This is a genomic window from Sphingobium sp. FG125 (assembly GCF_057809795.1).
The window spans coordinates 1-20,139 of sequence record NZ_JBMDKQ010000031.1 but is presented as its reverse complement, the minus strand read 5'-3'; the positions used below and the strand labels follow the sequence as shown (position 1 = coordinate 20,139).

Genomic DNA, 20,139 nt, shown 5'->3' with positions numbered 1-20,139 from the left:
CATGATGCACCGCCTTCTCCCCGCCCTGCTGCTCGGCACCATGCTGGCCCACCCCGCCCCCGCGCAGGTCGCCAAACCCACGGCGAACTTCGCCGCCCCGGTCCAGACCTTCGGCCGCGTGTCCTATGACGCGCGTTCGCTGATGATCGACGGGCAGCGGCAGATCATCTGGGGCGGGGAATTCCACCCCTTCCGCCTGCCATCGCCCGACCTGTGGCGCGACATCCTCCAGAAAATGAAGGCCAGCGGTTTCAACACCGTGGCCCTCTATTTCGACTGGGGCTATCACAGCCCAAAACAGGGCGTGTACGACTTTACCGGCATCCGCGATCTCGACCGGCTGCTGACCATGGCGGAGGAAGAAGGCCTCTACGTCATCACTCGCGCCGGTCCCTATGTGAACGCGGAACTCTCGCGCGGCGGCTTCCCCGGCTGGCTGGTCAACCAGCGCGCCCGCGCCCGCACCGACGACCCGGCCTATCTCGCGGCGGTCGATGAATGGCTCGACCAGATCAACCCGATCATCGCCCGGCACCAGATCAATGCGGACAAGACGCGCAAGGGCGGGGTCATCCTGCACCAGATCGAAAATGAGCTGGCGCTGACGACGCCTGCGCAACGCCGTTATATGGACCATCTCTACGCCCGCGCGCGCGCCGACGGCATCACCGTGCCGATCTTCCACAATGATCAGGGCCGCAACGGCTATTGGACGCCGGAGTCCTCCAGGGTCGAGAAGGTCGTTCCCGGCCCGGTCGATATGTACGCATTCGACGGCTATCCCGGCGGCACCTGCACCGTCACCGGCCAACCAACCCGCGATGTCGCCGCGCCCGACTGGGGCTATTATGGTCCCGGCGGGGCGAAGGGCGGCGCGTCGGCCTCCCCCGACACGCCCGGCCTCCTCGCCGAATTTGGCGGCGGCTGGTTCGACTATTGGGGGTCGAATGGCGGCTATGATTGCAACGCCATCCAGCGCGGCAAGCGGTTCCAGCGGGTATTCTACGGCACGAACCTGGCCAATGGCATCGGCATCCAGAGCTTCTACATGACCTATGGCGGCACCAGCTGGGGCTGGCTGCCCGGCCCGGTGGTGTTTACCAGCTATGATTATGGCGCAGCCATATCGGAACCGCGCGCCTTGCGCGAAAAGGCGCAGGAAATGAAGCAGCTGGGCGGGCTTATCGCCTCGGTCCCCGACCTTGCGGGCATGATCCCCGCTGGCCCGGTCGATATTTCCTCACCCAATATCCAAATCTATCATAATAAAAGCCCGCAAAGCGACGCCCGCTTCCTGATGGTGACGCACAAGCCGTCCAACGGGCAAACGAACGACGCCTTCTCCTTCACCGCCGACCTGCCCGATGGCCGCTACACCGTGCCGATGCAGCTCAACGGCTTCGACGCCAAATGGCTGGTCGCAGGGGTGGCGTTGGGCGGACAAAGGCTGGTCTATTCGACATCGGAAGTGCAAAGCGCACAAACCCTCAACCGTCATCCCCGCGAAGGCGGGGATCCATCTCCCAACCTCACGCGCGGGAACGACGAAACCGGCCAAGACCTCATCCTTCTCTACGGCCGTGCAGGCGAACCGGGCGAAACCGTCCTGCGCTACACCAGCGCGCCGAAAATCACCCTGCTGGAAGGCAAGGCCGCCACCAGCTTCGACCCCGCCAAGGGCGACCTCACCCTCCGTTACACCCACCAGAACCGCGCCATCGTGCGGATCGAGGGCGGCGGTCGGCCACCCCTCACGCTGATCATGGCCGATGAGGCCGAAGGCACGCGCTACTGGCGTCATGGCGACGCGCTGATCCGCGGCCCCGAACTGGTCCGCAACGCCACCGCCAAGGGCAGCACCCTCGCTTTGACCGGCGACACCGCCGCGCCAAGCCCGCTCGAAATCTGGGCGCCCGCCGCGATCCGCGCGATGACATGGAACGGCGCACGCATCGCCGCACGCGCCACCCCCACCGGCAGCCTGACCGCCACTCAGCCACTCCCCGGCCCCGCCGCCATCCCCCTGCCCGCCCTCACCGACTGGCGCATGGCCAAGGGATCACCCGAAGCCGATCCCGCCTTCGACGACAGCGCATGGCAGGCGATCGACGCCCGCCCCAGCGCCAGCATCACCCAGCGCCCCGATGGCCAGCCCAATATGGGCATGGACGCCTATGGCTTTCACGACGGCGATGTCTGGTATCGCGGCCGCTTCACCGGCACGCCCGACACCAAAACGCTGTCGCTTTATTATGGCGCAGGTGGCTCCGGCCTCGTCCAGGCCTGGGTCGATGGCATGTTTCTGGGCGAGGCTGAAACCCCGTCCGGCCTGCCCCGCCCGATCACCACCGGCACCGCCCGCTTCGCCCTGCCCGCCAGCGCGCAGTCAGGTGAGCATGTCATCTCCGTCATGGTCCGCAACAATGGCCATAATTGGGATCTGGACAGCGACGATTTCCATAAGGAAGCGCGCGGCCTCATCTCGGCCTCGCTCGAAGCCCCTGGCGGTCGCAGCTTCACCATACCGATCGCCTGGAAGATTCAGGGCAGGCAGGGCGGCGAAACCCTGCCCGACATTGCACGCGGCGCAGCCAATAATGGCGGCCTCTACGGCGAACGCATGGGCTGGCACCTGCCCGGCTTCAACGACAGTGGCTGGGCCAAAACTACCGTCCCCGCCAGCCAGAGTGCGCCCGGCACCAGCTGGTATCGCACCAGCTTCGACCTTGCCGTGCCCAAGGGGCAGGATGCGACCATCGCGCTCAGCTTCGGCGACGCGACCACCCCGCGCTCGCCCGTCCGCTACCGCGTGCTGATCTTCGTCAACGGCTGGAACATGGGCCAGTTCATCGCCCATGTCGGCCCGCAGCGCACCTTCCCCATCCCCGAAGGCATTCTCAACCATCGGGGCAAGAATCACATCGCGCTCGCCGTCACCTCCGACGGTGCGCCGGGCGACGCACTTGAAGCCGTGCGCCTCTTCACCCTTCACAATGTCAAAGGCGGCGTGCCGGTGCGGATGGTGTCCGCCCCCGCCGCCCCGTCCGATCTCAAGCAGGAGAAATAATAGTGGCCGCCCTTACTCATGACGTCGCACGGTCCAGCGTGATCGACGCCATCGACCGCCTGATGCACAATCTGGTCAACATCACCGACGAAACCGGCGAGTTCCTGCTGCATCTGGACGATGGCCGCATCATCGACACCAAGGGCTGGGCCGGGTGGGAATGGACCCATGGCGTGGGCCTGTTCGGCATGTGGCGCTATTATGAGCAGACCGGCGATGCCAAGGCGCTGACCATCATCAAACAATGGTTTGCGGATCGCTTTGCCGAAGGCACGCCGACCAAGAATATCAACACCATGGCCCCGTTCATCACCCTCGCCTACCTTTACGAGCATGAACCCTCGCCCGCTTACATCCCCTATCTCGACAGCTGGGCCGAATGGCTGATGGCCCCCGACGGCCTGCCCAAGACGGAGGAGGGCGGCTTTCAGCACATCGTCTATAATGACGAAAATCCGGGCGAAATGTGGGATGACACGCTGATGATGTCGGTGCTGCCGCTGGCCAAGATCGGCCTGCTGCTCGACCGCCCCCATTATGTCGAGGAAGCCAAGCGCCAGTTCCTCATCCACATCAAATATCTGTTCGACAAGAAAACGGGCCTGTGGTTCCACGGCTGGGATTTCAACGGTCGCCACAATTTCGCCGAGGCCTTGTGGGCGCGCGGCAATTGCTGGGTGACGATCGCCATCCCAGAAATCATCGAGATTCTCGACCTGCCCGAAGGCGACGCACTGCGGACCTTCCTGATCGACACGCTCGCCGCCCAGGTAAAAACCCTGGCCGCCACGCAGGACGCGGACACTGGCCTGTGGCACACGCTGATTACCGACCCGACCAGCTATCTGGAAGCCTCCGCCACCGCCGGTTTCGCTTATGGTATCCTGAAAGCCGTGCGAAAGGGCTATCTGCCGCGCGACTATGAAGCCGTCGGCATCCGCGCTGTCGAGGGCGTGCTGGCCAACATCGACGAGACGGGCGAGCTGAAACAGGTCAGCTTCGGCACGGCGATGGGCGACACGCTGCAATTCTACAAGGACATCCCGCTCACCTCCATGCCCTATGGCCAGAGCCTGGCAATCTGCGCTCTCGCCGAATTTCTGCGCACCTATATCTGACACAGCAGCATGGGCGGGACCGATATCTTGGAAGGATCGTTCCCTCGCCGCATTCTGTTGAAAGGTGCCGCCAGCCTCACCGGGCTGGCGGCATTGCTGTGGCCCTTTGCCATCACCGCCCATGCGGAAAGCTGGGTCCATGCCACCGCCCGCAACGGGGATATAACGCTGGCATCGGGCCGGCAGGTCGCGCCGGTCGTTACCGATCCCACCGACCACGCCGTGGTCGCCATAGCCGCGCAGGATCTGCGCGATGACCTGACCACCGTCACGCGCGGCACGCCCGGCGGTGCCACGCAAATCTGGGTCGGCACGCTCGGCCGCAACGCCGCGATCGACCGGCTGGTGGCCGACCGGCGCATCGCCATCGGCACCCTCAAGGGCGCATGGGAAAGTTTCCTCATCACCAGCGTCGATCGGCCCAGCCCCGGCGTCGCCCGCGCGCTGCTGATCATCGGCAGCGACCGGCGCGGCACCGCTTATGGTGCCTATGAACTCTCCCGCGCCATCGGCGTCTCCCCCTGGCACTGGTGGGCCGACGTCACGCCCGCCCGGCGCGCATCGCTCCATGTCGCCAAAGGGCTGCGCCGCTTCGGCCCGCCCTCGGTCCGCTATCGCGGCGTTTTCCTCAATGATGAGGATTGGGGCCTGATCCCCTGGGCCGCCGCCACCCACGCCCCGGACGAAAAGCCGCTCGGTCCCAAAACCTACGCCAAAGTCTTTGAATTGCTGCTCCGACTGAAGGCCAATCTGCTCTGGCCCGCGATGCACAAGCTAACCCAGCCCTTCAATGCCGATCCCGCCAATGCCGCCCTGGCGGATCGCTATGCCATCGTCATGGGGTCCAGCCATGCCGAACCGATGCTGCGCAACAATGTCGGGGAATGGACCGCCCCGCCCGACGATTTCAACTATGTGACGAACGCACCGGGGGTCCAGCGCTATTGGGAAGAGCGCGTCGCCAGCCATGCCCGCTATGAAAGCTTCTGGACGCTGGGGATGCGCGGTATCCATGACAGCGGCATGGTCGGCCCGGCAACGCTGGACGATCGCCGCGCCACGCTCGACCGCATCATCGCCGACCAGCGCGCGATGCTCGATCGCGCGGGCATCGCCAAAGCGCCGCAGGTTTTCACGCCCTATAAGGAAGTGCTGGACCTCTACCGCGCGGGCCTCAAAATCCCCGACTATGTCACATTGATGTGGCCGGACGATAATTTCGGCTATATCCGCCACTTCCCCGACGCAGCCGAACGCGCTCGCGCGGGCGGCTCCGGCGTCTATTATCACCTCTCCTATCTCGGCGCGCCGCTCTCCTATCTCTGGCTGTCCACCACCCCGCCCGCGCTGATCCGTGAGGAAATGGGCCGCGCCTATGATCGCGGCGCGCGCCAGATCTGGGTCGCCAATGTCGGCGACCTCAAGCCCGCCGAACTCGCGACCGATTATTTCCTCTCGCTCGCCTGGGACGTGGACGCTACCCGCGCCCAACCGATCGACCGCTTCGTGGAAAGCTGGGCCGCCGAAAATATCGACCCGGCCCAGGCCCGCCCGATCGCAACGATCCTGCGCGACTATCACCGGCTCAATTTCGATCGGCGGCCCGAACATCTCCAATATTATCTGCCCGGCGAAAAGGCCCGCCCCAGCCCGCTGTCGATCGCGCAGGCCGACGCCCGCCTCGCCGATTTCGCCGCGATGGCCGACGCCGCCGCCGCGCTGGAACCCGCCATCCCAGCCGATCGCCGCGATGCCTTTTTCGAGCTGGTCGGCTATCCCGTGGCCGCATCCGCCGCCGCCAACCGCCGCTTTTTCGCTGCCGAAGCGCACGACCGGCTGCGCGACACCGACCTGCCCCAAGCGCTCCAGCGCGGCGCGATCGCCCGTGCAGCAGACGACAGCCTACGCGCCCTCACCCACCGCTACAACCAGGCCATTGCAAGCGGCAAATGGCGCGCCATGATGGCGGTCGAGCCAGCCGACGGGCAATGGCGCAGCTACCGCCTCACCCCGCCGCGGCTCCCCGCGCCGGACGTCCCCGCGCTGGCCGCCACCCCACACGCCACCACCCCGCCACCGCCAGCACCCCTGCTCACCCCGCGCGATTTCACCCCCGCCAAAGGCTGGCGGCACAGCGACGGGCTGGGCCGCCACGGCGCTGTCCTCGCCCCCACCGGCCAGCCCGGCCCGGCAAGCGCGACCATCACCCTGCCCGCTGGCCAGTGGCGCGCAACCGTCGACATCCTGCCCACCTATGCCGACAAGGATGGCGACCCGCTGCGCCTCACCCTCACCATCGACGACATAGACTATCCCCTCGCCGCCCCGCGCCAGACCGGCGACCGCGACTGGGCGCTGGCAGTGCTGGACAATCGCCTTGCCCTGCCCCTGCCCGCCCCGCTAGCCGCTGGCACCCACCGCCTGACGCTACGCGCCGCCGATCCGGGCGTGCTGGTCGAAGCGATCCGCTTCACCCCCGCAACCAACAAAGACGACTTGCATTAATTTCACATGGCATGATACGCATCCACTATATGGTATTTAATCGCGTGCCAGCCCCAAAAATGGCGGCACAACCGAAGGCAGACGACGGAAGCACAATGACCCCCGAAACCCGCCCCGTCCGCCTGCGCAACTATCTCGCTTATGGATCGAACGACGTGCTGGGCGCGGGGTCGATGGCGGTGATTTCCGGCTGGGTGCTGATCTTCTACACCCAGTTTTGCGGGCTGTCCGCGGGGCAGGCTGCCACCATCTTCGCGGTCGCGCGCATCCTCGACGCCTTCGCCTCCCCCATGATCGGCTATATCTCCGATCATTTCGGTCGCACCCGCCTTGGCCAGCGTTTCGGCCGTCGCCGCTTCTTCATCCTCGCCGCCATCCCGCTGCTGCCCAGCTTCGCGCTGATGTGGCTGCCGGGCCAGACCTTTTGGTATTATCTCGTCAGCTATGTCCTGTTCGAGCTGGTCTATGCGATGGAGATCATCCCGTTCGAAACCCTCGCCGCCGAAATGTCGTCCGACTATAAGACCAAGGCAAAATTCGCCGGCGCGCGCATCCTGTTCGGGCAGGCATCGGCCATCCTCGCCGGTTTCCTGCCGCTCTGGCTGATCACCACGCTCGGCCGCGACAGCGCCGACACCTTCTTCTATATGGGGATCATCTTCGCCATCCTGTTCATGGCCACCGCCGGGCTGCTCTATCTGTTCAGCTGGGAACGGCATATGCCCGGCACGACACTCGCTCCGCAGCCCGCCTCGTCGGGCGGCGCGGGTCAGGCGTTCAAGGCGCTCTATCGCAATCTTTTCTCCACCATGCGCATCCGCGCATTCCGCCTGCATCTGGGCATGTATCTGGGCGGCTATATCAGCCAGGATATTTTCAACGCCGCCTTCACCTTCTTCGTCATCTTCGCGCTGACCGGCTCCATGGCGATCGCGTCGGGCCTGCTCGGCACCATGTATATCGTCCAGTTCGTCGCGGTGATCATCGCCATCAACCTGGCGCTCCGCGCCTCGCCCAGCCGCGCCTATCAGATCGCCGCCGCCTCCTTCGCGGCGGGCGCGCTGACGCTGATCGGCCTGTGGGTGCTGGGCATCCCGGCGAGCAGCCCAATGATCTGGCTGCCCATCATCCTGGCGGGCCTTGGTCGCGGCGCGCTCAACTACATCCCTTGGGCGACCTATAATTATATGGCGGACGTGGATGAAATCGTCACCGGCCAGCGGCGCGAGGGCAGCTTTGCCGGAGTCATGACCTTCGTGCGCAAAGCAACGCAGGCCGCCGCCGTCGCGGGGGTCGGCTTCATCATGCAGGCGGGCGGCTTCATCTCCGGCGCGCCGGTGCAGAGCTACACCGCCATCCTCACCATCGCGCTGCTGCTGGGGATCGGCACCGTCGGGATGCTGGGCTTTGGCATCCTCGTCTCCACCCGCTTCCGCCTCAGCCCCACCACCCACGCCATATTGATGGCGGAGATCGAGCATCTGCGCAGCGGCGCACGCACCCCCACCAGCGCGGAGGCAGGCGCGATCGTCGAAAATCTCTCCGGCTGGCGCTATGACCAGCTGTGGGGCAATAATCCGGTCGCTGCCCGATAATGGCTGCCCCGCTCAGACCGCCAGCCGGTTGCCATAGCCGATGATGATCGTCGCCAGGATCAGCAGCCCGACCCCGCTCCACACCATCCGCCGCACCGCGGGCGCGGCATCCTTCCACTCGCGAAAGGCAAAGCCCCAGCAGGTGCCAAAGATGATGATGGATGCCATGTGCAGCGTCCAGCTGGAAAAGCCGAACCGGCCCATCTGGCTTTCGCCCATCGTGTAGAAGAAGAATTGGAAATACCAGGCCGTCCCTGCCAGCGCGCACAGCAGGAAATTGGGCAGCAGCGCCGGACGCTGTCCCTGCGCATCCGCCGCGCCCAGCCATTGGCCCGCCGACTTGTTCTTTACGATCAGCCAGGCGCACCACAGGGCGTTGGTCACAAGCCCGCCGAACATGACGATGCACAGGGTCGGCAGGCCAACCCATAGCGGCCCGGTTCCCGCCGCTCGGCTTAGGTCATTGACCGGCTGGCCCGCCGCCAGACCAAAGGCGAAGCAGGACGACATGATGCCGGAGAAGATGGCGACTGCGATGCCCTTCCTGAAATCAAATTCGGCGACCACCGCCGCCTTCTGCTCCGGCGAAAGCGCCGCATCCTTGCGCGCCCCCGCCATGGCGACGACGATGATGCCCAGCACGGTCACCGCCAGCCCCGCCAGCACGATCTGCCCGGACAGCGTGCCCGCAATCTCGCGCATGAATGTGCCGTCCACGATCGGCGGGATCAGCGTACCGAACACGGTGCATAGCCCCAGCACTACCGCCATCCCCAGTGACAGCCCCAGATAGCGCATCGTCAGGCCATAGGTCAGCCCGCCAAAGCCCCAGAGAAAACCGAAGAACATGCACCAGCCCACAACGCTGCCGGGCACTTGGCGCATCACCCCCATCAGGTCATTGGTCTGGACCGAGGCAAAGAACCAGGGCGCGATGACCCAGGAAAATATCCCCCCGGTCAGCCAGAAAATCTCCCAGTTCCACCGCTTCACCCCACGATAGGGGACATAGAAGCTCGCCGAGGCGAGACCGCCCAGCCAGTGGAACAGCACGCCGAGCAACGGATTGGGGATCATAGCTTCAGTCCCAGACGATAGAGGCGATTGGCGTTGCCGCCGAACAAAGCGCGCCGTTCTGCTTCCGGCAGATCGGCAACGATGGCGTGATAGGATTCCATGTAACGGTCGATCGACCCGAACAATTTGTCGGTCGGCGTGTCGCTGGCGAACATGCAGCGCTCCACCCCGAACAGGTCGATCGTTTCGCGGATGAAGGACGCGACATTCTCTTTGGTCCAGTCGCGGCGGATGAAACCCATGCCCGACAGCTTGACCGCGACATGCGGCATCGCCGCCAGCGCCGCCATGCCCCGCCGCCAGTCGCCGATGCCGTCCGCGTCGGTCAGCACCGGCATCCCCATATGGTTGATGATGACGGGGATGTCGGGATGCCGCTCGATCAGGGGAACAAGCCCCGGCATCTGCCCTGGATAGCATTGCAGGTCGAAGGACAGATGATGTTTGGCCAGCAGCCCATAACCTGCCTGCCACGCCGGATCGCGCGTCAGGTCGACCGGACCATAGGTCCGCTTGGGATCGGGATGCCAGTTGACGATATGGCGGATGCCCTTCACCCGGCCATGCGCCACCTGCGCGGCCAGCAGCGCATCGACTTGCGGGTCATCGAGCGCGGCAAAGGCGACGATCCCGGTGGGCAACCCTTCGATCGCGGCTAGCCCGTCGAGCCACTGCGTCTCGCGCAGCGCACTCTCCGCCGCCGCCCCGGCATCGACATGGACGGCACCGACGACATTCCACCGGGCCAGATCGGCACGATAATCCGCCACGCCATAATCGCGTGCAATCGCCTCGACACTGCCATTCGGCCCCTCGTCGGAGAAAGGCGGGCTGAGCCAGTCATAGCGGATATGCGCCAGATCCCACAGATGGATATGCGCATCGACAAAGGGAATCATGATCCGCTCCAAGGCATTGGCAGCTTTGCCGGGTTCCCCAACCTCCGTTCGCCCTGAGCCTGTCGAAGGGCCCGGCTGAGCGAAGTCGAAGCCTTCGCCATGCTCAGGCGAGAGCTTCGACTTCGCTCAGCCCGAACGGAAGTTGGCTTCATTATTGATCGCGACCCGCTGGCTCTTTCCGTCCAGTCGCGCCGCGCAACTTTGCTTAAAAGGTCGTCCGCCCGCCCGACGTGTCGAAGGTCGACGCCGTGGTGAAGCTGCACTCCTCGCTCGCCATGAAGCACACCATCGCTGCCGACTCGCTGACTGCGCCCAGACGGCCCATGGGAATCTTCGACCGCATATAATCGACCTGGCTCTGTGGCAGCTGCGCCAGGATCGGGCTTTCAAAGGTCGCAGGCGTCAGCGCATTGGCGATCACGCCCTTGCCCGCCAGTTCCTTGCCCAGGCTTTTGGTCAGGCCGATCACCCCCGCCTTGCTCGCGGAGTAAGCCGACGCATTGGGATTGCCCTCCTTGCCCGCGACCGAGGCGAGATTGACGATCCGGCCATAGCCATTTTCCAGCATGAACGGCACCACCGCCCGGTTGCAGTAGAACAGGCCGTTCAAATTGATGTCGATGACCCGCTGCCAGCTGTCGAGCGGATAGTCCCACACGCTCGCTGTCGCGCCGGTGATGCCCGCCGAACAGACGAGAATGTCGATCTTGCCCAACGCATCGGCGCTCGCCTTCGCCGCTTCTTCCACCGCGGCCTGATCGGACACGTCGAGCGCGGCGACGGCGCTCGCGCCAACCTCATCCCCGGCGGCGGCCAGCGCTTGCGGGTTCACATCCCATAGCACCACCTTGCCGCCCTCCGCGACGATCCGCACTGCAACCATTTTGCCCAGCCCCGACGCCCCGCCGGTGACGATGGCGCAGCGCCCTGCATAGCGCCCTGCAAAAATGCTCATCCCAGCACCTCGTCACCCAGATGCCGCCATTCGACGACCTTTTGCGTCTGCACGCCCAGCTTGGCGATCCCCAATTCCATGACGTCGCCGGCCTTCAGGTAAATAGCGGTCGGCTTCTTCCCCTCGCCCACGCCCGGCGGCGTGCCGGTGATCATCAGGTCGCCGGGATACAGGGTGATATATTCGCTGACATAGGAAATCAGCTGCGCGACATTGAAGATCATCGTGCGCGTGTTGCCGGTCTGCATCCGCGCGCCATTGACGTCCAAATGCATGTCCAGATCCTGCGGATCGCCCACCTCGTCGGGCGTCACCAGCCAGGGACCGGTCGGGCAGAATGTGTCATGCCCCTTGCCCTTGCTCCACTGGGTGCCGCGCTGCTTCTGGTTGAAGCGCTCCGACACGTCGTTGACCAGCGTATAGCCCGCGACCTTCGACAGCGCCTCCTCCTCGGTAACGAAGCGGCAGGTCTCGCCGATGATCACGCCCAGTTCGACTTCCCAGTCGCCATGCGTCGAACCCTTGGGCAGCATCACTTCATCGTTCGGCCCATTGAGCGACGACAGCGCCTTCATGAACATCATCGGTTCGGTCGGGATGGGCAGGTTGGATTCGATCGCATGATCCTCATAATTCAGGCCAATGGCGACGATCTTCCCCACGCCCTTGACCGGCACGCCATAGCGCGGCGTCCCCTCGACGATCGGCAGCGACGCGACGTCGGCGGCTTTGGCAGCGGCCAGCGTCTCGATCGTCAGATCGGCCACCACGCCCGACAGGTCGCGAATATTCCCCTGCGCATCGACGATACCGGGCTTTTCCTGGCCACGCGGCCCAAAACGGCAGAATTTCATGGAAATCTCGCTTCTTGCTTAGTGAGTATAAGGGCGATGCATCGCGATATCGCGGTTCAATTCGACGCCGAAGCCGGGCGCATCCAGCGCGCTGGCCTTCAGACGTCCATTTTCCGGCACCGGCTCACCGATCAGCTGCGGATGGAACATCGGCACCACCTCGGTCGGCCCCGGATGCATCATCAGGAATTCGGCGAAGGGCGAATTGTGGCGCGTAATGACGAAATGGTAGGAATAGACCGATGATCCATGCGGCACGACCATCTTGCCATGGGCATCGGCCAGCGCACTGATCTTGAGCAATTCGGTCACGCCGCCGCACCAGCCGACATCGGGCTGGATGATGTCGCAGCAGTCCATCTCCAGCAACATGCGGAAGCCCCAACGGGTCGCTTCATGCTCACCGGTCGTCACCAGCATCCCCTTGGGGACGTTGCGCTTCAATTGCTGGTAGCCCCAATAATCGTCGGGGCTGATCGCTTCCTCGATCCACTTCAACCCATGTTCATGGGCGGCAATCGCCAGCCGCGTGGCATAATCGACGTCCAGCGCCATCCAGCAATCCCACATCAGCCAGAAATCGGGACCGCATTTTGCGCGCATGTCCGCCAGCTCGGCGATGTTCTTTTTCAGGCCCTCGATGCCCTCTGCCGGACCATGGTGCAGCGGCATCTTGCCGCCGATAAAGCCCAGCTCCCTGGCCACATCAGGCCGCGCGCCGGTCGCGTAAAATTGCAGCTCGTCGCGCACCGCGCCGCCCAGCATGTGATAGACCGGCTCCTGCCGCAACTTGCCCAGCAAGTCCCACAGCGCCAGGTCGACCCCGGAAATCGCATTCACGACCAGACCCTTGCGCCCATAATATTGGGTCGAAAAATACATCTGGTCCCAGATTTTCTCATAATCGGTGGGCGAACGCCCTTCCAGAAACCGCGCCAGATGCTTTTCGACGATGAACGCCGCCGGCTCGCCCCCGGTCGTCACCGCAAAACCAATCGTCCCGTCCTCGGCCTCAATCTCCACCACCAGCGTGCCCAGCACATTGATGCCGAAGCTCTGCCGCGACTGGCGATATTCGGGATAGCGCGACATGGGCGTGGCAATATGGTCGTCGATCCAATGGCCTTCGCCCTGGTCATGATAATCGGCACCGCCCCCGCGCACCGTGAAGGCACGGACATGCTTGATTTTCGGCAAGTTCACGATCGGCACACACCCACTCCCTGAACGCAGCCGCTGCCCAATATGTGGGAACCAGCAGCAAAAACTTTCACTATATGATCAAAACGCCGATAACGGCTGGGTATTGAGTGAGGTGCGTTGATCGAAACTATCAGCCCATCCTCGCCTTCACCCTTGTTTTTCTCATTTTGTGGGATAGAGTATTAGTAGATGAGACAAAATACGTCAAATCCAGAATCGGGCGAAATGAAAATCGTTGAGGTTGAGGAAAAATCGAAGGCTGCTGGTTCCCAGACCCTGCATCGCGGGCTGGACCTGCTCGACCAGGTGATTGACGGGCCGATCAAGCTCGCCGACCTGTCGATCCGCATGGGTCTCACCCGCTCCACCACCCACCGTCTCGCCAATGCGATGGTGGAGCGCGGTTTCCTGACCTTCCTGCCGCGCGAAGGCTATCAGCTGGGGCCGAAATTGCTCCAGCTGGGCTTCCTCGCCCAATCTCAGACCGACATCGTCCAGATCGCCCGCCCCCATATCGAATCGCTCGCCGCCGCCAGTGAGGATGTCGTCCATCTTGGCCGTCTCGATGGCGATCATGCGCTCTATCTCGACAAGATTCCCGGTCGCCGCCGCGTCGAAATCTCCAGCCGCATCGGCGATCGCCACCCCCTGACCTCGACTGGCCTTGGCAAGGCGCTGCTGCTCGATGAAGCCGAATCGCGCTGGCAGCGCGCCTTCGACGCCGAACGCGAAGCGGGCATCCACGCCGCCGACTATACGCTCTGGCTCGACCGGATGCGTAGCTATGCCACCGCAGGCCGCGCCTATGATCTGGAGGAAAATGAGGACCAGATACGCTGCGTCGCCGCGCCGATCCGCGATGCCTCCGGCGCGATCGTCGCCGCCATCAGCCTGTCGAGCGCTGCCCAATATATGGACGATGATCGCATGGCCGCGCTCAGCGACGACGTCCGCGCCACCGCCAACCGGGTCAGCGCCGATCTCGGCTGGACCCCCGGCCTCAAACCCCGCCGCGCTGTACGGCGGTAAAGTGATGACAGACGCCCCCAAAAATTCCTCCCCTGCAAGGGGAGGGGGACCGCGCCCGAAGGGCGTGGTGGAGGGGTGTCACCCTATCGATAGCATGACACCCCTCCGTCTGGCCTCCGGCCATCCACCTCCCCTTGCAGGGGAGGATTATCGTTCCCACACATCCCTCATCAGGAAAGCCTCGCCCCATGAAACTGCTTGAAGGCAAGACCGTCCTCGTCACCGGCGCATCGACCGGTATTGGCCGCGCCGCCGCGATCGGCGCGGCGCAGCATGGCGCCAATGTCGCGATCAACTATGCCAGCAGCGACGGCCCTGCCCAAAGCTGCGTCGCGGCGATCGAGGCGCTCGGCCAGCGCGTCATCGCGGTAAAGGGCGACGTCGCCGACCCGCAAACCGCGCAGGATTTCGTGGCAAAGGCCGTGGACGCCTTCGGCAAGGTGGACGTCATGGTCAGCAATGCGGGCATCTGCCCCTTCCACGCCTTTCTCGACATGCCGGTCGATGTGGTCGAGCGCACCTTCAAAGTGAACCTGCACGGCGCCTATTTCATGGTCCAGGCCGCCGCCCAACAGATGGTCAAACAGGGCCATGGCGGTTCGATCGTCGCCGTCTCCTCCATCTCCGCGCTGGTCGGCGGCGAATATCAGACCCATTACACCCCGACCAAGGCGGGCGTTCATTCGCTGATGCAATCCACCGCCATTGCGCTGGGCAAACATAATATCCGCTGCAACAGCGTGTTGCCCGGCACCATCCTGACGGAGATCAACAAGGATGATCTCGCCGACGATGAAAAGCGCCGCTACATGGAACAGCGCACTCCGTTGGGCCGCCTCGGCGCGCCGGAGGATCTCGCCGGACCCATCGTCTTTCTCGCGTCAGACATGGCCGCCTATGTCACCGGCGCCGCGCTGCTGGTTGACGGCGGCATGTATGTGAATCTGCAGTGACACCCCCACCTACCCCCGTCGTCCCCGCGCAAGCGGGGGTCCATCTCCCACCATCTTACCAGCCGCAAGGCCGGGAGATGGATTTCCGCCTGCGCGGAAATGACGACAAAGAGGTCGATATATGAAGCGCCCCATCCTGCCACTCCTCGCCCTCCTCCTCGCCACCCCGGTCCACGCCACCCGGCCCGGCGACACCATCCTGATTGCAGGCGATTCCACCGCCGCCGATTATGCCCCCGCCCGCTATCCCCAGACCGGCTGGGGCATGATGCTGCGCTGCGCCGTCGCGCCGGACGTGCGCATCCTCAACCACGCCCGCAATGGCCGCTCCACCCGCAGCTTCCTGGCCGAGGGACGCTGGGACGCGCTGCGCGCCGACATCATGCCGGGCGACACAGTGCTGATCCAGTTCGGCCATAATGACCAGACCCGCGCCAAGCCGGAACGTTGGGCGCCCGCGCAAACCGACTATCGCGACAATCTGCTGCGCTTCATCCGCGACGTGCGGATCGCTGGCGGCGTTCCCGTCCTTCTCACCCCGGTCGCGCGGCGCAACTTCGGCCCGGACGGGCGCGCCATCGCCGATTACCCCGCATGGTCCGCCGTGGTGCGCGACCTCGCCGCCAAAACCGCCACCCCGCTCATCGACCTGGAAGCCCGCTCCCGCGCCTGGCTCGACCGCGCCGGGCCGGACAAGTCCACATCCCTCTACCTCCATTACAGCGCGCAGGACCAAGTCGCCGCCTTCCCCAAAGGCGTCAGCGACGACACCCATTTCAGCGAGCTTGGCGCGCGGCAGGTGGCCGATCTGGTCGCCGACGGCCTCAAGTCCCTCGCCCTTCCCATCTCCGCCAAAATAGACGACCCTCGCCCGGCGCTCACCCGCACTACCCCGCTTGGAAGGACGGATTGCCAATGACAGCCATCGACCGCCGCACCCTGATTTCCGGCGCCATCGCCGGTGCCGCGCTGGCTCCATCCCTCGCCCACGCACAGGCCATTCCCCTGCCGCCGGGCTTCGTCCGTTTCCCGATCTGGCCGGGCAAGGCACCAGGCGGCGATCATGTCACCGTAACGGAGGCGGAAACCCTGCGCCGCCCCGACGGCGGCCCGCATGACAGCCTGTTCACCCATGTCACCACGCCCACGCTGACGCTGGTGCGCCCGACCCAGCCCAACGGCGCGGCGATCCTGCTCATCCCCGGCGGCGGCTACAGCCGTGTCGCGATCGGCCATGAAGGCTATAGCATCGCCCGCCGCCTCGCCGACGCGGGCTATGCCTGCTATAGCCTGCTCTACCGCCTGCCCGCCGATGGCTGGGCGGCAGGCCCGCAGGCACCGTTGCAGGACGCCCAGCGCGCGCTGCGCCTCGTCCGCGCCCTTGCCCGCCGTGAACATTATGATGCCAACCGCGTCGGCGTGATCGGCTTTTCGGCGGGCGGCCACCTTGCCGCCTGGCTCACCAGCCGCACGCCCGAACAGACTTACACGCCGATCGACGCCAGCGACCGCGAACCGATCAAGGCCGCCATAGCTGCCTATATGTATCCGGTGATCCAGATGGAGGGCGCGTTCGTCCATCAGGGATCGCGCACCCAGTTGCTCGGCCCCACCCCATCGCCCGAAACGATGCGCGCTTACTCGCTCGACCAGAATGTCAGCGCACAAACCCCGCCCATATTCATGGCCCATGCGCTGGACGACGCCGCCGTGCCGCCCGAAAACAGCCTCGCCATGCTCGCCGCCCTGCGCGCCAAGAGCATCCCGGCCGAAGCCCATCTGTTTGAAAATGGCGGCCACGGCTTCGGGCTCATCGCCCCGCCGGCCGCGCCCGCGCCATGGCCCGACCTGTTCCTCAATTTCGCGAAACGCCACGGCCTATGACCCGTCAGGTCGCCCTGTTCGTCACCTGCCTGGTCGACATCATGCGCCCCCGCATCGGCTTCGCCGCGATTCGCGCGCTCGAAGCCGCCGGGTGTGACGTGGTCGTGCCACAGGGCCAGACCTGTTGCGGCCAGCCCGCGCTCAACAGCGGCGACCGCGACCATGCCGTGGCGCTGGCGAAACAGACGATCGCCGCGCTCCTGCCCTATGAAGCCATCATCGTCCCCTCCGGCTCCTGCGCCGGGACGATCCGCTGCCATTATCCCGAACTGTTCGAGAATGACCCGGCCAGGCTCCCCCGCGCGCAGGCCGTCGCCGCCAAAACCTTTGAGGTCATGGCCTATCTCGACGAAGTGTGCGGCTGGAAACCCGACGGCGTCACCCTCCCCGCCACCGCCGCCTATCATGACAGTTGCTCCGGCCTGCGCGAACTCGGCATCAAGGCCCAGCCCCGCCGCCTGCTCAACGCGATCGACGGCCTGTCGATGACACCGCTGGCGGGCGCGGAAAGCTGCTGCGGCTTCGGTGGCACCTTCTGCGTCAAATATCCCGCCATCTCCAACGCCATCGTCGGCGAAAAAGCCGCAGCCATCGACGCGACCGGCGCGGACCTGCTGCTGGCAGGCGACCTTGGCTGCCTGATGAACATGGCGGGCAAACTCCACCGCGACGGCAGCAAGGTCCGCGCCTTCCACGCCATCGAACTGATCGCAGGCATGGGCGACGGCCCCGCCATCGGCGAAGAAGCATGAGCAGCTTCACCACTCGCGCGGACGCCGCGCTCGCCGACCCGATCCTGAAAATCGCGGTCGAACGCACCGCCGGCACCGCGCAGGCCAAACGCGCCATCGCTATCGACGCCTTCCCCGATTTCGAGGCCGCCCGCACCCGCGCCGCCGCGATCAAGGATCATGTGATCGCCCATCTCGGCCCCTATCTGGAGCGGTTCGAGGCCAACGCCATCGCGTCCGGCGCGCAGGTCCACTGGGCGCAAAGTGCCGACGAAGCCTGTGGGATCGTCATCGCCATCTGCAAGGCCGCCAACGCCAAAACCGTCGCCCGCTCCAAATCCATGCTCGGCGAGGAAATCGGCCTGCCCCACGCGCTGGAGGAAGCAGGCATCGTCCGCGTCGAAACCGACCTTGCCGAACATATCATCCAATTGGCCGACGAGCGCCCATCGCACATCATCTGGCCCGCCATGCACAAGACAAGCGAGCAGGTCTCCGCCTTGTTCAAGGCCAAGCATCGCACCCCGCACGAAGAAGAAACCATCGCCGCCATGGCCCAGAGCGCCCGGCGCGAACTGCGCGGTGCCATGCTCGGCGCGGATGTCGGCATATCGGGCGCCAACTTCCTGATCGCGGACACAGGCGCGGTCTGCACCGTCACCAATGAAGGCAATGCCGAACTCTCGCTCGTCCCCCCGCGTGTCCATATCGTGACCGCAGGAATCGAAAAGATCGTGCCGTCCATGTCCCACGCGATTCCCATGCTGCGGATGCTGGCCCGCTCGGCCACAGGCGCGGCGTTGACCCAATATACCACCTTCTACACCGGCCCCAAGCGCGCGCACGACCACGACGGCCCCGAAGAGATGCACATCGTCCTGGTCGACAATGGCCGCACCAAAATGCGCGAGGAGGGGCTGGCGGAGATGCTGCGCTGCATCCGCTGCGGCGCGTGCATGAACCATTGCGTCGTGTTCCGCCAGATTGGCGGCCACGCCTATGGCGGCACCTATCCCGGCCCGATGGGCGCCGTCCTCACGCCCGCGCTCGACGGCCTCGCCGCGACCCGCGATCTCGCCCATGCCTGCACCCTCAACGGCATGTGTCAGCAGGTCTGCCCGGTCAAAATCCCCCTGCCCACTTTGCTTCGGGGCTGGCGTGAGAAAAGCTGGCGCGAAGGGCTGGAGCCGACCTCGATGCGCGCAGGGCTTGGCCTATGGGCCTGGGTCGCCACCCACCCGGCGCTCTACCGGCTCGGTACGGCCCTGGCGATCCGCGCGATCCGCCTGCTGGGGCGCAAGGGCTGGATCGCCCGCCTGCCGCTCGCAGGCGGCTGGACCCAATATCGCGACCTCCCCAAACCCGCCGCGCGCAGTTTCATGGCCCAGTATCAGCAGGAACAGCGCAAATGAGCGCCCGCGCATCAGATAGCAGGGCGGCCATCCTCGCCCGCTTGCATAGCCCCGCCCCGGACGCCTTGGAAGCCACCGCGCTGCTCGGCACCCCCGAACGCCCGCCAGAACGCCCAGCCGTGGACGCCACCAATCTCTTATCCGAATTTCTCGCCCGGCTGGCCCGCCCCAGCGTCAATGCCAGCCATGACGTCATCGCCAGCCTCACGGACCTCCCCGCAGCGATCGCCCGCTACCTGCGCGCCGAAAACGAACCGCTCACCCTCTGCTGCCCGCCCGACCCACGCCTTGACGCCTGCGACTGGTCCGCCTTCACCCTCCACGCCACCGCCGCGCCGGACGAAACCGCCACCCTCGCCATCGCGCGCAAGGGGATCGCCGAAACGGGATCGCTGATCTTCGAAACCAGCCCGACTGCCCCGATGCTCCCCAATTTCCTGACGCTCCACCATATCGTCCTGCTCCCGGTCGCCGCCATCGCCGCCCATCTGGAGGACGCCCCCCTCCCCGGCCCGCAACCGCGCGCCCATTACTGGATCACCGGCGTGTCCGGCACCACCGACATTGAAGGCACCTATGTCCGCGGCGCCCACGGCCCGCGCTTCCTCCATGTCATCCTGCTGCGCGATGCGCCTCCTCACATGGCGGACCATTAGTCCATATATCGGGAATTTATGGCTGACAGGCCGCCCGTCCCCCGCTATAAGCCGGACCAAAGCCCGCCAGCGGAGAGACTCCATGTTCGACAAGACCTATTATGCGACGCACCCGGACATGATGGAGTGCGTGAGCAATGACGAACTGCGCGATCGCTATCTGATCGGCGGGCTGTTCCGCGATGGGGAATGCGTGCTGAA

At 65.0% G+C, this 20,139-nt stretch carries 16 protein-coding genes and 1 pseudogene; 12 read left to right on the top strand and 5 right to left on the bottom strand.

Going from position 1 to position 20,139, the window contains the following annotated elements:
• Positions 1–4: 4 nt before the first annotated feature.
• The 4 genes from ACODSR_RS19680 (at position 5) to ACODSR_RS19665 (ending at position 8,285) form a co-directional block, all read left to right on the top strand.
• Positions 5–3,067, top strand: a complete 3,063-nt coding sequence (locus ACODSR_RS19680; protein WP_489078286.1) for a glycoside hydrolase family 35 protein — start codon at positions 5–7, stop codon at positions 3,065–3,067.
• Positions 3,068–3,069: 2 nt separating this feature from the next.
• On the top strand, positions 3,070–4,185 hold the full coding sequence (gene bglB / locus ACODSR_RS19675) for a beta-galactosidase BglB (RefSeq protein WP_489078275.1): 1,116 nt from the start codon (positions 3,070–3,072) through the stop codon (positions 4,183–4,185).
• 9 nt (positions 4,186–4,194) lie between these two features.
• Positions 4,195–6,690 (top strand): glycosyl hydrolase 115 family protein, encoded by a 2,496-nt coding sequence (locus tag ACODSR_RS19670; protein WP_489078274.1) that lies wholly within the window; start codon positions 4,195–4,197, stop codon positions 6,688–6,690.
• Between the two features lie 95 nt (positions 6,691–6,785).
• Positions 6,786–8,285, top strand: coding sequence for an MFS transporter (locus ACODSR_RS19665; RefSeq protein ID WP_489078273.1), 1,500 nt, complete (start codon positions 6,786–6,788; stop codon positions 8,283–8,285).
• A gap of 12 nt (positions 8,286–8,297) precedes the next feature.
• Here the strand turns inward: ACODSR_RS19665 and rhaT are convergent, their stop codons facing one another.
• From rhaT to rhmD, 5 genes are all read right to left on the bottom strand, one after another.
• Positions 8,298–9,362: an L-rhamnose/proton symporter RhaT gene (rhaT, locus tag ACODSR_RS19660; RefSeq protein WP_489078272.1), complete on the bottom strand. Its 1,065-nt coding sequence runs from the start codon at positions 9,360–9,362 to the stop codon at positions 8,298–8,300.
• Positions 9,359–10,261: an amidohydrolase family protein gene (locus ACODSR_RS19655; protein ID WP_489078271.1), complete on the bottom strand. Its 903-nt coding sequence runs from the start codon at positions 10,259–10,261 to the stop codon at positions 9,359–9,361. The genes rhaT and ACODSR_RS19655 overlap by 4 nt, the downstream gene beginning before the upstream one ends.
• 205 nt (positions 10,262–10,466) lie before the next feature.
• Complete coding sequence (locus ACODSR_RS19650; protein ID WP_489078270.1) at positions 10,467–11,216, bottom strand: SDR family NAD(P)-dependent oxidoreductase; 750 nt, start codon at positions 11,214–11,216, stop codon at positions 10,467–10,469.
• Positions 11,213–12,070: a 2,4-didehydro-3-deoxy-L-rhamnonate hydrolase gene (locus ACODSR_RS19645; RefSeq protein WP_489078269.1), complete on the bottom strand. Its 858-nt coding sequence runs from the start codon at positions 12,068–12,070 to the stop codon at positions 11,213–11,215. The genes ACODSR_RS19650 and ACODSR_RS19645 overlap by 4 nt, the downstream gene beginning before the upstream one ends.
• Positions 12,071–12,088: 18 nt before the next feature.
• Entirely contained in the window at positions 12,089–13,273 is a 1,185-nt protein-coding gene (gene rhmD / locus ACODSR_RS19640; protein ID WP_489078285.1) for an L-rhamnonate dehydratase, read from the bottom strand.
• 189 nt (positions 13,274–13,462) lie between these two features.
• Here rhmD and ACODSR_RS19635 point away from each other — a divergent pair, with 189 nt between their 5' ends.
• The 8 genes and pseudogenes from ACODSR_RS19635 to ACODSR_RS19600 all read left to right on the top strand — a co-directional run.
• Positions 13,463–14,302 carry an IclR family transcriptional regulator gene (locus ACODSR_RS19635; protein ID WP_489078268.1) on the top strand — a complete coding sequence of 280 codons (840 nt, stop codon included), beginning with the start codon at positions 13,463–13,465 and terminating at the stop codon, positions 14,300–14,302.
• Positions 14,303–14,490: 188 nt separating this feature from the next.
• Entirely contained in the window at positions 14,491–15,255 is a 765-nt protein-coding gene (gene lra1, locus ACODSR_RS19630) for an L-rhamnose 1-dehydrogenase Lra1 (RefSeq protein WP_489078267.1), read from the top strand.
• Positions 15,256–15,376: 121 nt separating this feature from the next.
• Entirely contained in the window at positions 15,377–16,174 is a 798-nt protein-coding gene (locus tag ACODSR_RS19625) for a rhamnogalacturonan acetylesterase (protein WP_489078266.1), read from the top strand.
• On the top strand, positions 16,171–17,139 hold the full coding sequence (locus ACODSR_RS19620) for an alpha/beta hydrolase (protein WP_489078265.1): 969 nt from the start codon (positions 16,171–16,173) through the stop codon (positions 17,137–17,139). Before ACODSR_RS19625 ends, ACODSR_RS19620 begins: the two co-directional genes overlap by 4 nt.
• Positions 17,136–17,891 carry a (Fe-S)-binding protein gene (locus tag ACODSR_RS19615; RefSeq protein WP_489078264.1) on the top strand — a complete coding sequence of 252 codons (756 nt, stop codon included), beginning with the start codon at positions 17,136–17,138 and terminating at the stop codon, positions 17,889–17,891. Before ACODSR_RS19620 ends, ACODSR_RS19615 begins: the two co-directional genes overlap by 4 nt.
• Positions 17,888–19,282, top strand: a complete 1,395-nt coding sequence (locus ACODSR_RS19610) for a lactate utilization protein B (protein WP_489078262.1) — start codon at positions 17,888–17,890, stop codon at positions 19,280–19,282. Before ACODSR_RS19615 ends, ACODSR_RS19610 begins: the two co-directional genes overlap by 4 nt.
• A complete protein-coding gene (locus tag ACODSR_RS19605) occupies positions 19,279–19,938 on the top strand; it encodes a LutC/YkgG family protein (RefSeq protein ID WP_489078261.1) in 660 nt (219 codons plus the stop codon). The genes ACODSR_RS19610 and ACODSR_RS19605 overlap by 4 nt, the downstream gene beginning before the upstream one ends.
• Before the next feature lie 82 nt (positions 19,939–20,020).
• A pseudogene (locus ACODSR_RS19600) lies at positions 20,021–20,139 on the top strand (5-dehydro-4-deoxy-D-glucuronate isomerase); the annotation flags it as partial.